The 13,064-nt window shown below is 66.8% G+C and carries 9 protein-coding genes and 1 tRNA gene; 8 read left to right on the top strand and 2 right to left on the bottom strand.

The features are described 5' to 3' along the window. Window positions 1–469: 469 nt before the first annotated feature. Window positions 470–556 (bottom strand) — tRNA-Leu (locus AC1GI4_RS09745). Window positions 557–660: 104 nt separating this feature from the next. On the opposite strand from AC1GI4_RS09745, the gene AC1GI4_RS09740 reads away from it, so the two are divergent. The 5 genes from AC1GI4_RS09740 (at window position 661) to gltB (ending at window position 9,282) form a co-directional block, all read left to right on the top strand. Next, the gene (locus AC1GI4_RS09740) at window positions 661–1,593 is read left to right on the top strand and encodes a complex I NDUFA9 subunit family protein (protein ID WP_294274768.1); all 933 of its coding nucleotides are present in this window, start codon (window positions 661–663) and stop codon (window positions 1,591–1,593) included. Between the two features lie 176 nt (window positions 1,594–1,769). After that, on the top strand, window positions 1,770–2,579 hold the full coding sequence (locus AC1GI4_RS09735; RefSeq protein WP_433909533.1) for an undecaprenyl-diphosphate phosphatase: 810 nt from the start codon (window positions 1,770–1,772) through the stop codon (window positions 2,577–2,579). A gap of 153 nt (window positions 2,580–2,732) precedes the next feature. Then, entirely contained in the window at window positions 2,733–4,184 is a 1,452-nt protein-coding gene (locus AC1GI4_RS09730; RefSeq protein ID WP_479629369.1) for an NAD(P)-dependent oxidoreductase, read from the top strand. Then, window positions 4,181–4,768 carry a DUF2059 domain-containing protein gene (locus AC1GI4_RS09725; RefSeq protein ID WP_479629368.1) on the top strand — a complete coding sequence of 196 codons (588 nt, stop codon included), beginning with the start codon at window positions 4,181–4,183 and terminating at the stop codon, window positions 4,766–4,768. The genes AC1GI4_RS09730 and AC1GI4_RS09725 overlap by 4 nt, the downstream gene beginning before the upstream one ends. After that, window positions 4,768–9,282, top strand: a complete 4,515-nt coding sequence (gene gltB / locus AC1GI4_RS09720) for a glutamate synthase large subunit (RefSeq protein WP_479629367.1) — start codon at window positions 4,768–4,770, stop codon at window positions 9,280–9,282. The genes AC1GI4_RS09725 and gltB overlap by 1 nt, the downstream gene beginning before the upstream one ends. Before the next feature lie 323 nt (window positions 9,283–9,605). Here gltB and AC1GI4_RS09715 read toward each other — a convergent pair whose 3' ends face one another. Next, window positions 9,606–10,532, bottom strand: coding sequence for an IS110 family transposase (locus tag AC1GI4_RS09715; protein ID WP_479628293.1), 927 nt, complete (start codon window positions 10,530–10,532; stop codon window positions 9,606–9,608). 270 nt (window positions 10,533–10,802) lie between these two features. Between AC1GI4_RS09715 and AC1GI4_RS09710 the strand changes: the two genes are divergently transcribed. From AC1GI4_RS09710 to AC1GI4_RS09700, 3 genes are all read left to right on the top strand, one after another. Beyond that, window positions 10,803–11,885: an AI-2E family transporter gene (locus tag AC1GI4_RS09710; protein WP_479629366.1), complete on the top strand. Its 1,083-nt coding sequence runs from the start codon at window positions 10,803–10,805 to the stop codon at window positions 11,883–11,885. Between the two features lie 152 nt (window positions 11,886–12,037). Next, window positions 12,038–12,568, top strand: coding sequence for an OmpA family protein (locus tag AC1GI4_RS09705; protein ID WP_433909538.1), 531 nt, complete (start codon window positions 12,038–12,040; stop codon window positions 12,566–12,568). Window positions 12,569–12,612: 44 nt separating this feature from the next. Beyond that, a complete protein-coding gene (locus tag AC1GI4_RS09700; protein WP_433909539.1) occupies window positions 12,613–12,954 on the top strand; it encodes a hypothetical protein in 342 nt (113 codons plus the stop codon). Window positions 12,955–13,064 lie beyond the last annotated feature (110 nt).

Below are 13,064 nucleotides of genomic sequence, written 5' to 3'. Positions count from 1 at the left end.
GCTTGCGGGCGTTCTCGATGTCTCTCAAAATCGGCAGGCGGAACGTGAGGCGGATCTAACCCGAAGCCGCTCTGAGCGGACGCGGTTGAACACCGCGATCAGCAATCTGCTGATCCTGATCGAAGAAGGGACGATGAGCGCGAGAGATCCCGCATTTGTCGAGCGCATGGCGACAAACCGGGCGGCACTGGCGGCGGTATCAAGCCGAATCGATGTGCTGGAAGCGCAACTGGCGAAGGGCAAGCGCAGGATCGACGAGCAAACGATCGACCGCTTCGGCGACATACTTCGTAAGAAAATGCGAAGCGACGACAGTTCGCTTCGTTCGTCCTACCTCAAGATGTTCGTCACGAACGTCAGCGTGTCGGACCACGAGGTTGTGATCTCGGGCCCTGTGTCGAGCCTGGAAAATGGCGCCTCGGTTGGACTTCCCGTCAAAGAGGGCGCGGTGCCCATCTTTGACCGGGAGTGGTGCCCAGAAGAGGACTCGAACCTCCACGACCTTGCGATCGCCAGCACCTGAAGCTGGTGCGTCTACCAATTCCGCCATCTGGGCACGGGGTAGGCCTGCGCCTTTAGGGTAGGGTTCGAATCCTTGTCAACGGCTTTTTTGCGGGGCAAAGGGGCGGTGCACAAAAAATCTGGCGAATAGGGACGGTCATGACGAACAAGCTGGTGACGCTGATCGGCGGCGGGGGCTTTCTGGGCCGCTATGTCGCACGCGAACTGATGCAGGCGGGCGCGCGCGTCCGGGTGGCGCAGCGCGATCCGCGCCAGGCCTATTTCCTGCGCACGCAGGGCGGACTGGGCCAGACCCAGTTCGTGGCGGCCGACATCGCCCGGCCGGACACGGTGGCGCGCGCGGTCGAGGGGGCCGATGCGGTCGTCAACCTGGTCGGCGTGATGGGCGGCAAGATGCAGGCCATCCATGTCGACGGCGCGCGCGCCGTGGCGGAGGCCGCGCGCAAGGCCGGTGCGGACGCGCTCGTCCATGTCTCGGCGATCGGCGCGGATGCGAATGGCGCGGCGGCCTATGCCCGGTCCAAGGGGCAGGGTGAAGCGGCGGTGCGCGACGCCTTCCCGAACGCCACCATCCTGCGTCCCTCGATCGTGTTCGGGCGGGAGGACCAGTTCGTGAACCGCTTTGCGGGCATGATGGCCGCGCCGATCGTTCCGGTCCTGCGGTCGGGCGTGAAGTTCCAGCCGGTCTTTGCGGGCGATGTCGGCGAAGCGGTCGCCAATGCGCTCAGCGATCCCGAAACGCATGGGGGCACGACCTATGAGCTGGGCGGGCCGGACGTGCTGTCGATGGGCGAGTTGCTTCGCTGGATCGCGCAGGCGCTGGGTCGCAAGCCGAACTTCGTCGAAGTGCCGGACTTCGCAGCTGCGCTGCTCGCCCGCCTGCCGGGTTCGCCGATCACCTGGGACCAGTGGCTGATGCTGCAGCAGGACAATGTCGTGGCCGCCGGTTCGCCGGGTCTGGCGGCGCTGGGTGTCGAGGCCGCGCCGCTGGCCGCCGTCGCGCCCGACTATCTGATCCGCTTCCGCAAGTCGGGCCGTTTCGGACGCCGGGCGGAGACGCTGGCGGCCTGAGAGTCTGTCTGGAAACTCGCGGAAAAGCGCGTTCTGAAGCGGGCCGGCACCGCAAAACGTGGCGGCGGCACGTTTTCAGACAACCCCTGAACCGTCCCAACATAACAGTCTTTATCATTTCGCTGACAGCCTCGTCGCCCTATGGCGGCGGGGCTGTTTCGCATTTGGGGACTCGCGTGAACGACCTGATAGCCGCCATCATCCTCGGGATCGTCGAGGGTGTGACCGAATTCCTGCCGGTGTCCTCCACCGGCCACCTGATTCTGGCGGGCGCGCTGCTCGGCTATGACGATGCGCGCTGGCAGATGTTCAACATCGTCATCCAGCTCGGCGCGATCCTGGCGGTCGTCGTCCTCTATTGGCGGACCTTCTGGACTGTCATGGTTGGCCTTGCCAAGCGCGATCCCGGTTCGATCCGCTTCGTGCGCAACCTGCTGATCGCCTTCATCCCCGCCGCCGTCATCGGCGTGCTGGCGAAGAAGCATATCGAGGCGCTGCTGCTCCAGCCCAAGGTCGTCGCCGTCGCGCTGATCGTCGGCGGCATCGCGATCCTGGTCATCGAGCGGGTGGTGAAGCCCGGCACGACGCGGGGCATCGCGGCGGTCCCGGCCAGGACGGCGCTGGGCGTCGGCTTCCTCCAGTGTCTGGCGATGATCCCGGGCGTCAGCCGTTCGGGCGCGACGATCCTGGGCGCGCTGACCCTGGGCGTCGAGCGGCGCACCGCGGCGGAGTTCAGCTTCTTCCTCGCCATCCCCACCATGCTGGGGGCGAGCGTGGTCGAGACGGCGGGGCATCTGGATGCCATGCGCGCGGGCAATAGCGTCGGCCCGATCGAGATCGCGATCGGCTTCGTCGTCGCCTTCATCGTCGCCTTGCTGGTCGTGCGCTGGTTCGTCGGCATCGTCGGCCGCCATGGTTTCGGGCCGTTCGCCTGGTATCGAATCGTCGCGGGCAGCATCGCGTTGGCGCTGTTGACGCTGCATTGATGCCATATCGGACCTATTTATTTGCGGGTCGGTCGCAATAGGCGGCCGCACTCGCCAATATCGCAATTAAGTTGGACAGTAAGGCTGTCCAATATGACGATTCCGCAGTGACATGGGGGCGTTCGCGCAATATCCGCATCTTCGGAGGCGCGTATGGCGAACGATTCTATGCTGAAGTTTGTAGGCCGCGATCAGGCCTATCCGGCCAAGCGAGCCGCGGAGACCCGCGCGGAGGATTTCCGCGAGATCGCCGAGCGTTATGCGCCCCCGGCGGCGGAGGACCAGGCCGGTCGCTGCTCGCAATGCGGTGTGCCCTATTGCTCGGTGCATTGCCCGCTGCACAACCATATCCCCGACTGGCTGCGCCTGACCGCGGAAGGTCGCCTGCGCGAAGCCTATGAGCTGTCCAACGCCACCTCGACCATGCCTGAGATTTGCGGCCGCATCTGCCCGCAGGACCGGCTGTGCGAGGGGAATTGCGTCATCGAGTTTTCGGGGCACGGCGCGGTCACGATCGGCTCGGTCGAAAAGTTCATCACCGACACCGCCTGGGAAGAAGGCTGGGTCGAGCCGCTGGTGCCGGGGCCCGAGCGCGGCCAGTCGGTCGCGGTGATCGGCGCGGGGCCTGCGGGCCTGACCGCCGCCGAATATCTACGCGTGTCGGGGTATGAGGTCCATGTCTATGACCGGCACGACCGGGCGGGCGGGCTGCTGACCTATGGCATTCCCGGCTTCAAGCTGGAAAAGCCCGTCGTCATGCGCCGGGTCGAGCGGCTGAAGGCAGGCGGCATCGTTTTCCACGAAGGCTTTGCGGTCGGCGAGGACGCGACGCTGGAGGAGCTGCGCCGCCGCCATGACGCGGTGCTGATCGCGACCGGCGTCTATAAGGCGCGCAATGTCGAGGTGGACGGTGCGGGCGCGAACGGCGTGATCGCCGCGCTCGACTATCTGACCGCGTCTAACCGCAAGAGCTTCGGCGACACGGTCGAGGCGTTCGAGAATGGCTCGCTGAACGCGGCGGGCAAGAATGTCGTCGTGATCGGTGGCGGCGACACCGCGATGGACTGCGTCCGCACCGCGATCCGCCAGGGCGCCAAGTCGGTGAAGTGCCTCTATCGCCGCGACCGCGCGAACATGCCGGGCTCGCAGCGCGAAGTGGCCAATGCCGAGGAGGAGGGGGCCGAGTTCGTCTGGCTGTCCGCGCCGCTCGGTTTCGAGGGCGGCGAGACGGTGACAGGCGTCCGCGCCGCCAAGATGCGCCTGGGCGCGCCGGACGCTTCGGGCCGCCGCGCGCCGGAGGCCGAGCCGGGCGCCGACCATCTGCTGGAGGCGGACATGGTCATCAAGGCGCTGGGCTTCGACGCGGAAGACCTGCCCAGCCTGTTCGGCACGGCGGAACTGGGCGTCAGCCGCTGGGGCACGGTGCTGGTCGATAGCCGCACGCTGATGACCAGCCTGGACGGCGTGTTCGCGGCTGGTGACATCGTGCGCGGCGCGAGCCTGGTGGTCTGGGCGATCCGCGACGGTCGCGACGTCGCTAAGGCGATGCACCAGTGGCTGAAGGCGCGGGCCAAGACCGCCGAGCGCGCGAAGGTGGCGGCATGATGCGCAGGCTCCTTTCCCTGACCGCGCTTGCCGCGATGCTGGCTCCGGGGGCCGCACTGGCCCAGGCGGCCGCGCCTACCGCCGTGGTGGCCGAACCGGATGCCGCGCGTCTGGCGCTGGCGCGGCAGGTGATAGACCAGATCATGCCGCCCGCCACCCGCGAGGCCATGATTCAGTCGATGCTGACGCCGCTCCAGGCCAATATCCGGCAGGGGCTGGAACAGTCGCCCAGCTTCCAGCGCACGATTCAGCAGAATCCGAAGGCCAAGGCGATCTTCGATCAGTTTCTGGCCAAGCAACAGGCCCGGAGCCAGGAGCGGCTGCGTGAAAATCTGCCGGGCATGGTCGATGCCATGTCACGCGCCTATGCCCGCCGCTTCGATATCGGCCAGCTGGAGGAGTTGAAGCGCTTCTTCGCCACGCCGACCGGGCAGGCCTACACCCAGGCTTCGATTTCGATCATGGCCGACCCCGACATCGCCGCGTGGCAGCGCAAGCTGATGAGCCAGGCGATGAGCAGCATGCAGGACGATATCGCGACGATGGCCAAGGACATCGAAGCGACCCAGCAGGACAAGAAGTGATGACCGACCAGCGCCAATATCTCGCCGAGCATGGCATGTACCGCCCCGAGTTCGAGGGCGATGCGTGCGGCGTCGGCATGGTCGCGGCCACCGATGGCCAGCCCTCGCGCCGGGTCGTCCAGTCGGCGATCGATGCGCTGAAGGCCGTGTGGCATCGCGGCGCGGTGGATGCGGACGGCAAGACCGGCGACGGGGCGGGTCTGCATGTCGACCTGCCGCACCGCTTCTTCGACGATGCGATCGCGGCGTCGGGGCACAAGGTGCTGCCCAACCGCCTGGCGGTGGGCATGATCTTCATGCCGCGCACCGATCTGGGCGCGCAGGAAACCTGCCGCACTATCGTCGAGAGCGTCATCATCGAGGCGGGCTACACCATCTATGGCTGGCGCCAGGTGCCGGTCGACGTCTCGGTCATCGGCATGAAGGCGCAGGCGACGCGCCCCGAGATCGAGCAGATCATGATCGCCGGGCCGATGCCCGACGAGGTCGATGCCGCCGAGTTCGAGAAGAACCTGTATCTGATCCGCCGTCGCATCGAAAAGCGCGTGATCGCGGCGCAGATCAGCGGCTTCTATATCTGTTCGCTGTCCTGCCGCTCGATCATCTACAAGGGGCTGTTCCTCGCCGAGAGCCTGTCGGTCTTCTATCCCGACCTGCAGGATCATCGGTTCGAGAGCCGCGTGGCGATTTTCCACCAGCGTTATTCGACCAACACCTTCCCGCAATGGTGGCTGGCGCAGCCTTTCCGCTGCCTGGCGCATAACGGCGAGATCAACACGATCCGTGGCAACAAGAACTGGATGCTCAGCCACGAGATCCGCATGGCCTCGATCGCGTTCGGCGACAATTCGGAGGATATCAAGCCGGTGATCCCGGCGGGCGCGTCCGATACCGCCGCGCTGGATGCTGTGTTCGAGGCGATCTGCCGCTCCGGCCGCGACGCGCCGACCGCCAAGCTGATGCTGGTGCCCGAGGCGTGGCAGAAGGACCTCGACACGCCCAAGGCGCATGCCGAGATGTACCAGTATCTCGCCTCCGTCATGGAGCCGTGGGACGGCCCCGCCGCCCTCGCCATGACCGATGGCCGCTGGGCGGTGGCGGGCATGGACCGCAACGCGCTGCGCCCGCTTCGCTATACGCTGACCGCCGACGGCCTGCTGATCGTGGGGTCGGAAAGCGGCATGGTCGTGGTGCCCGAAGCCACCATCACCGCCAAGGGCCGCCTGGGGCCGGGGCAGATGATCGCCGTCGATCTGGCCGAGGGCAAGCTGTACGACGACCGCGCGATCAAGGACCAGATCTCGGGCGAGCAGGACTATGCCGCGATGATCGGCGAGTTCCTGACCATGGACCAGCTGCCCCAGCCGTCCGAGGGCGAAGCGCTGGTGCGGATGCCGCGGGCTGAGATGCTGCGCCGTCAGGTCGCGGCGGGCCAGACCATGGAGGATATGGAGCTGATCCTGTCGCCCATGGCCGAAGGCGGCAAGGAAGCCATCGGCTCGATGGGCGATGACACGCCGCTGGCGGTCATCTCCGACAAGCCGCGTCTTATCAGCCAGTTCTTCCGCCAAAATTTCTCGCAGGTCACGAACCCGCCGATCGATTCCCTGCGCGAACGCTATGTGATGTCGCTCAAGACCCGGTTCGGCAATCTCGCCAACATCCTCGACACCGAGGATCGGCGCGAGCGGGTGCTGGTCTTGCCGTCTCCGGTCCTGACCGGCGCCGACTGGCACCGGCTGAAGACGCACTTCGGCCGTTCGGCGGCCGAAATCGACTGCACCTTCGAGGCCGATGGCGGCCCCGACCGTCTGCGCGCCGCGATCCAGCGCATTCGCAACCAGGCCGAACAGGCGGTGCGTGAAGGCCGCTCCGAGCTGTTCCTGACCGACGAGCATGTCGGCGAGGACCGGGTCGCGATCGCGGGCGTGCTGGCGGCGGCGGCGGTGCACACGCATCTCGTCCGCCGGGGCCTGCGTTCCTATGCGTCGATCAACGTGCGGTCGGCCGAATGCCTCGACACCCATTATTATGCGGTGCTGATCGGCGTCGGCGCGACCACGGTGAACGCCTATCTGGCCGAAGCCGCGATCGTCGACCGGCATGGGCGCGGGCTGTTCGGCGAGCTGTCGATCGAACAGTGCCTGACCAACCATCGCACCGCGATCGAGGATGGCCTGCTCAAGATCATGGCGAAGATGGGGATCGCAGTGATCTCCAGCTATCGTGGCGGCTATAATTTCGAGGCGGTCGGCCTCAGCCGTGCGCTGGTCAACGACCTGTTCCCCGGCATGCCCGCCAAGATTTCGGGCGAGGGGTATAACTCGCTCCATTACTCGGCAATGGTCCGCCACGAAGCGGCCTGGGACCAGCATGTCGCGACGCTGCCGATCGGCGGCTTCTACCGCCAGCGCGACGGCGGCGAGACCCATGCCTATTCGGCGCAGTTGATGCACCTGTTGCAGACGGCGGTGGCGACCGACAGCTATTCGACCTATCTGCAATTCGCGCGCGGTGTCGGCGACCTGCCGCCGGTGTATTTGCGCGACCTGCTCCAGTTCAACTTCCCGAACGAGGGCGTGCCGGTCGATCAGGTCGAGGCGATCACCGAGATTCGCAAGCGCTTCGTGACGCCGGGCATGTCGCTGGGCGCGCTGTCGCCCGAAGCGCACGAAACGCTGGCGATCGCGATGAACCGGATCGGCGCGAAGGCGGTGTCGGGCGAGGGCGGTGAGGACAAGCTGCGCTATCAGCCCTACGATAATGGCGACAACGCCAACTCGACCATCAAGCAGATCGCGAGCGGCCGCTTCGGCGTGACAGCGGAATATCTGAACGCCTGCGACGAGATCGAGATCAAGGTCGCGCAGGGTGCCAAGCCCGGCGAGGGCGGGCAGCTGCCCGGCTTCAAGGTGACCGAGTTCATCGCCAAACTGCGCCATGCGACGCCGGGCGTGACGCTGATCTCGCCGCCGCCGCACCACGACATCTACTCGATCGAGGATCTCGCGCAGCTCATCTATGACTGCAAGCAGATCAACCCGCGCGCGCGCGTCTGCGTGAAGCTCGTCTCCTCGGCGGGCATCGGCACGGTCGCGGCGGGCGTGGCCAAGGCGCATGCCGACGTCATCCTGGTGTCGGGCCATGTCGGCGGCACCGGCGCTTCGCCCCAGACCTCGATCAAATATGCCGGGACCCCGTGGGAAATGGGCCTGTCGGAGGTCAACCAGACGCTGACCCTGAACGGTCTGCGCGGGCGTATCCGCCTGCGCGCCGATGGCGGCCTGAAGACCGGGCGCGATATCGTGATCGCGGCGATCCTGGGTGCGGAAGAGTTCGGCATCGGCACCCTGTCGCTGGTGGCGATGGGGTGCATCATGGTGCGCCAGTGCCATAGCAACACCTGCCCGGTGGGCGTCTGCGTGCAGGACGAGCGGCTTCGCGCCAAGTTCACCGGCACCCCGGAAAAGGTCATCAACCTGATGACCTTCATCGCCGAGGAAGTCCGCGACATCCTGGCGCGCCTCGGCGTGCGGTCGTTGGACGAGGTGATCGGGCGGACCGAGCTGCTGCGCCAGGTCAGCCGCGGGGCCGAGCATCTCGACGATCTCGACCTCAATCCGGTGCTGGCCAAGGTCGATGCGACCGACGCCGAGCGGCGGTTCAGCCTGTCGACCTTCCGCAACGAAGTGCCCGACAGCCTGGATGCGCAGATCATCAAGGACGCGAGCGCCGTCTTCTCGCGCGGCGAGAAAATGCAGCTGACCTATTCGGTGCGCAACACCCACCGCGCGGTCGGCACCCGCCTGTCGAGCGAGATCACCCGCAAGTTCGGGATGAGCAAGCTGGCCGACGGGCATGTCACCGTGCGGTTGCGCGGGTCGGCGGGCCAGTCGCTGGGCGCGTTCCTGTGCAAGGGCGTGACGCTGGAGGTCTTTGGCGACGCCAACGACTATGTCGGCAAGGGCCTGTCGGGCGGCACGATCATCGTGCGGCCTGCGGTCAGCTCGCCGCTGGCCAGCCAGAAGAACACGATCATCGGCAACACCGTCCTCTACGGTGCGACCTCCGGCAAGCTGTTCGCGGCGGGCCAGGCGGGCGAGCGCTTCGCGGTGCGCAATTCGGGCGCGACCGTGGTGGTCGAGGGCTGCGGCGCGAATGGCTGCGAATATATGACCGGCGGCACCGCGGTGGTGCTAGGCGAGGTCGGCGCGAACTTCGGCGCAGGCATGACCGGCGGCATGGCCTTCATCTACGACCCCGAAGAGCGTTTCGCGCGCCGTGCCAACCCCGAAAATATCGTATGGCAGCGCCTCGCCTCCGCGCATTGGGAGGGCGTGCTGCGCGGCCTGATCGAGGAACATGCCGCGCGCACCGACAGCAAATGGTCGAAGGGCCTGTTGGAGGATTGGGACCGGGTGGCCGGGCATTTCTGGCAGGTGTGTCCGAAGGAAATGCTGACCCGCCTGTCGCATCCGCTGGACGACAGCGTCGAGGCGGTCGCGGCGGAGTAAGGTCGTCATTTTCCTCCCCTGTAAGGAGAGGGTGTGCGGGCTTTGACGTGCCCCCGGCACGTCAAGATGGTGCCGGGGGCACCATCTCGCCCGCACACATGCGCAGCATGGTGGAGGGGTGTCCCGCTCTCGATAGGGTGACACCCCTCCGTCAGGCCTTCGGCCCGCCACCTCCCCTTGCAGGGGAGGAATAGCGATTACCCCCGTTCAGCCTGAGCGAAGTCGAAGGCCAAGTAACTTTCTCTCCACGGGCGCGGGGGTACCGGATTCCCTTGGCCTTCGACTTCGCTCAGGCTGAACGGAGCGGGGGGCAACTGTGATGCTCATGAGAGAGCGATAGGCTGTCGCTTTCGGATCATGGCGTTGAGGATGACGAGGAGTTGGCGTGCGACGGCGATAAGGATGGTCTTTGGCGCCTTGCCTTTGGCTCGCATCCTGTCGCGCATAGCGGTGAGGACGGGGATGCGCCGTGAGGCATTGAGGGCGGCGATGTAGAGGGCTTCGCGGACCTTGCGCCGCCCGCCCCAAATGCGCCTGGCGCCGCGCCATGTGCCACTTTCGCGGGCGTGGGGAGCGAGGCCGGCGAGCGAGGCGATCTTTCGACGGCACAGCGTGCCGAGTTCGGGAAGTTCACCGAGCAGGGTTGCCAGGACGGTGGGCCCGATGCCGGGAACAGCCGTCAGCAGCTGGGCCTGTTCGGACAGGGCCCGATCCTGGGCGATGAAGCCTGCGATCTGGCGGTCGAGCTGGGCGATCTGCTGGCTGAGCAGGTCGATCATGGCTTCGATGGCTTGTGCGATTTCGGGTTGGCCTGCGCTGTGGCGATGCAGCTTTTCGGCTTTGCGCATGTCGACCAACTGTCTGCGGCGACGCAGGAAATCGGCCAGGCGTGAACGGGCAGGGCTGAGCGGGATGGTAGCGGGCAGGTTCAGCGCTGCGCCCATCTGCGCGAGCACGCGGGCATCGACGCGGTCAGTCTTGGCCAGCGTGCCGGTGGCTCTGGCGAACTCGCGGGCCTGACGCGGATTGACGCGCGAGAAGGGATGGCCGCGTGTCGCCAGCGCGGCGATCAGGTCACCGTCGCAACCACTGGTCGCCTCGAAGACAAGGCGGATGTCGTGGTCGAGCGTGTCGAGCCAGACGGCGATGGCATCCGGTGTATTGGCGATCCGCCCGATCCGGCCCGATGGCAGCTCGCAGATGTCGATGACGGCACGCGAAAGGTCGCAGCCGATAACGGCTTGTGGCATGGTATAGGCTCCTGTCCATGTCGTGCGGGATCAGCAGTCCCAAGCAACTGTTCAGGGTTGTGACCAACGCGGAAGGGACCCTTGCTCCCTATCGGGCTCCAGACCCTCGGGGGGGACGGGCTCCCTTCCGCAACATCTTCATACCACCGTCGCATCAGACAGGGGGGGGGCTTCCCCAACCATGACATCCCCGTCATCCTGCTCCCCCACATCACGGAACCGTTGCGTCACCGTGACGGTTGGGGCGCGATGCGGAAAGGGGATAGCGGCATGACCATCGATCGCCAGAAGATCGAACGCGGGGGATTCATCCTGTTCCTCGCGCTCGTCACCATCGGGATGCTGGCGGTGGTGTCGGGCTTCCTGGCGGCACTGCTCTGGGCCGGGCTGGCGGCGATCCTGTTCCGGTCGCTGTTCCAGTGGCTGCTGGACAAGACCGGGGGTCGGCGCAACCTGGCGGCCGGGCTGACCATGCTTATCATCACCTTCGCGGTGGTGGTGCCGACCCTGTTGATCGGCAGCATGGTCGTCGATCAGGCGTCGGGCGTTTACCTGAAGGTGCGCAGCGGCCAGATCGATTTCGCACAATATTTCCAGCAGGTTCGCGATGCACTGCCCACCCGCCTGCGCCAGGCGATGGACAATTGGGGTATCGACAGCGTCGAGGGGTTGCAGGCCCGCATCTCACGCACGCTGAGCAGCAGCGTCAGCCAGATCGCGTCGCAGGCGCTGTCGATCGGGCGCAACGCCTTTGCCTTTGCGCTCGCCTTTGGTGTCGGCCTCTATGTCGCCTTCTTCCTGATCCGCGACGGCGACCGTCTGGGGCCAGCCTTTGTGCGCGCCTTGCCGCTGGAGCGGGGCGTCGCGGCACGACTGGTCGATACCTTTGTCGCGGTGGTACGCGCCACCATCAAGGGGTCGGTCATCGTCGGACTGGTGCAGGGTGCGCTGGGCGCCGTCACCTTCTGGATCGTCGGGGTACCCGCTGCCCTTCTTTGGGGCGTGCTGATGGCGATCGCGGCGCTGCTGCCCGCCATCGGCCCGGCGATCATCTGGGGGCCGGTCGCCATCTATCTGCTCGCGACCGGCGCGGTCTGGCAGGGGGCGGTGGTCATCGCCTCGGGCGTGTTGGTCATCGGGCTGGCCGACAATATCCTGCGGCCGATCCTGGTCGGGCGCGACACCGGCCTGCCCGACTGGATCGTTCTGCTGACGACGCTGGGCGGCATCGACATGCTGGGGCTGAGCGGCATCGTCGTCGGCCCGGTCGTCGCCGCGCTGTTCCTGGCGGGCTGGCGCATCCTGGGCGAGGAACGCGGCGTCCTGCCCGCCGAGGGCGAGGCGGCGGCATAGGCACTGGCCCAGATCGAGCCGACCTCCCTCACAAAGCCGGTTTGCGCTGCAACATGGTGCTGCCTATGGTCCGCGCCCAAGGCGGGACCGGCCGGGGGGCTCGGGCCGGATGATGGGGTAGCATGATGCGATTGCGATCGGGGGCCTGGAGTATGACGGCCGGGCTTGCCTATATGCTGGCGGGATGCGGCGGCGGCGACGATGTCGCGCGGCAGGCGGGAGCCAATGGCGCCTCGATCGAATTGCCGGTGCCCGCGCCGTCGCCCACGAAGACGCCGGTCAAATCCGACAGTCTGCCCGGCGAGATCGCGGCCAATCCGGGCGCCAGCCTGACCACGATCGGCTTTCCGCAAGGCGGCGGCGGACTGAACGAGGCCGCGAAGGCGGCGCTCGACCGGCTGGCGGCCGATCCGGCGATCAAGAACGCCCGCCTGACCTTGCGCGGCCACTCGGACAGCGAAGGCGATGACGGGGCCAACCGCATCATGTCGCGTAAACGGGCCGAGGCGGTGCGCGACTATCTGGTGCGCAAGGGGCTCGCCCGCGACCGGATGCGCGTGATCGCGCTGGGCGAGACGCGTCCCGTCGCTCCCAATGCCAATCCCGACGGCAGCGACGACAGTGCCGGGCGCGCGCGCAACCGCCGGGTCGAGATCGAACGCGATCCCGCCGGATCGATGTGATCCCGGCGATTGCCGACCCTGCGGCCGGATCGTAAGGCCGTGTCATGGCCAAAGGTGATCGACTGGCGCGGCTCGACGCGCATCGCGAAGAGATGGAAGGCGAGTATCGCGAGGCGCTGATCGCCGCGCTGCGGACCACGGCGGCGGGCAAATGGGGGCTGTTCGATCATCGCAAGGACCGGGTGGCACATGCCGCAGCGGCGCCGGTCGTCGCCCAGTTGACCGAGATGGGCGAGGACATCGACGTGGCCCGGGAGCAGCTCGGCCTGCCGCCCTTCGCGTTGCACGCGGAGTTTCTCGCCTCGCGCGGCCCGGTCGGGCCGGAGGCGGTGGGGGAACCGAAGCAGGCGCAGGCGTGGCTCGATCGCCTGGCGGCGGAAGGGTAATCTCATTCCTACCCTGCAAGGGGAGGTGGCGCGCGTAGCGCGTCGGAGGGGTGTCACCCTCTCGATAGGGCGACACCCCTCCGTCAGGCCTGACGGCCTGCCACCTCCCC

This window comes from Sphingomonas sp. 77B, assembly GCF_056497825.1.
This window is presented reverse-complemented; position numbering and strand designations above follow the sequence as displayed.

Excerpts from the sequence above, each read along its gene's own strand:
- AC1GI4_RS09730 (WP_479629369.1), top strand. The coding sequence starts at position 2,733 with ATGGCGAACGATTCTATGCTGAAGTTTGTAGGCCGCGATCAGGCCTAT.
- AC1GI4_RS09705 (WP_433909538.1), top strand. The coding sequence starts at position 12,038 with ATGACGGCCGGGCTTGCCTATATGCTGGCGGGATGCGGCGGCGGCGAC.
- AC1GI4_RS09725 (WP_479629368.1), top strand. The coding sequence starts at position 4,181 with ATGATGCGCAGGCTCCTTTCCCTGACCGCGCTTGCCGCGATGCTGGCT.
- gltB (WP_479629367.1), top strand. The coding sequence starts at position 4,768 with ATGACCGACCAGCGCCAATATCTCGCCGAGCATGGCATGTACCGCCCC.
- AC1GI4_RS09710 (WP_479629366.1), top strand. The coding sequence starts at position 10,803 with ATGACCATCGATCGCCAGAAGATCGAACGCGGGGGATTCATCCTGTTC.
- AC1GI4_RS09740 (WP_294274768.1), top strand. The coding sequence starts at position 661 with ATGACGAACAAGCTGGTGACGCTGATCGGCGGCGGGGGCTTTCTGGGC.
- AC1GI4_RS09715 (WP_479628293.1), bottom strand. The coding sequence starts at position 10,532 with ATGCCACAAGCCGTTATCGGCTGCGACCTTTCGCGTGCCGTCATCGAC.
- AC1GI4_RS09700 (WP_433909539.1), top strand. The coding sequence starts at position 12,613 with ATGGCCAAAGGTGATCGACTGGCGCGGCTCGACGCGCATCGCGAAGAG.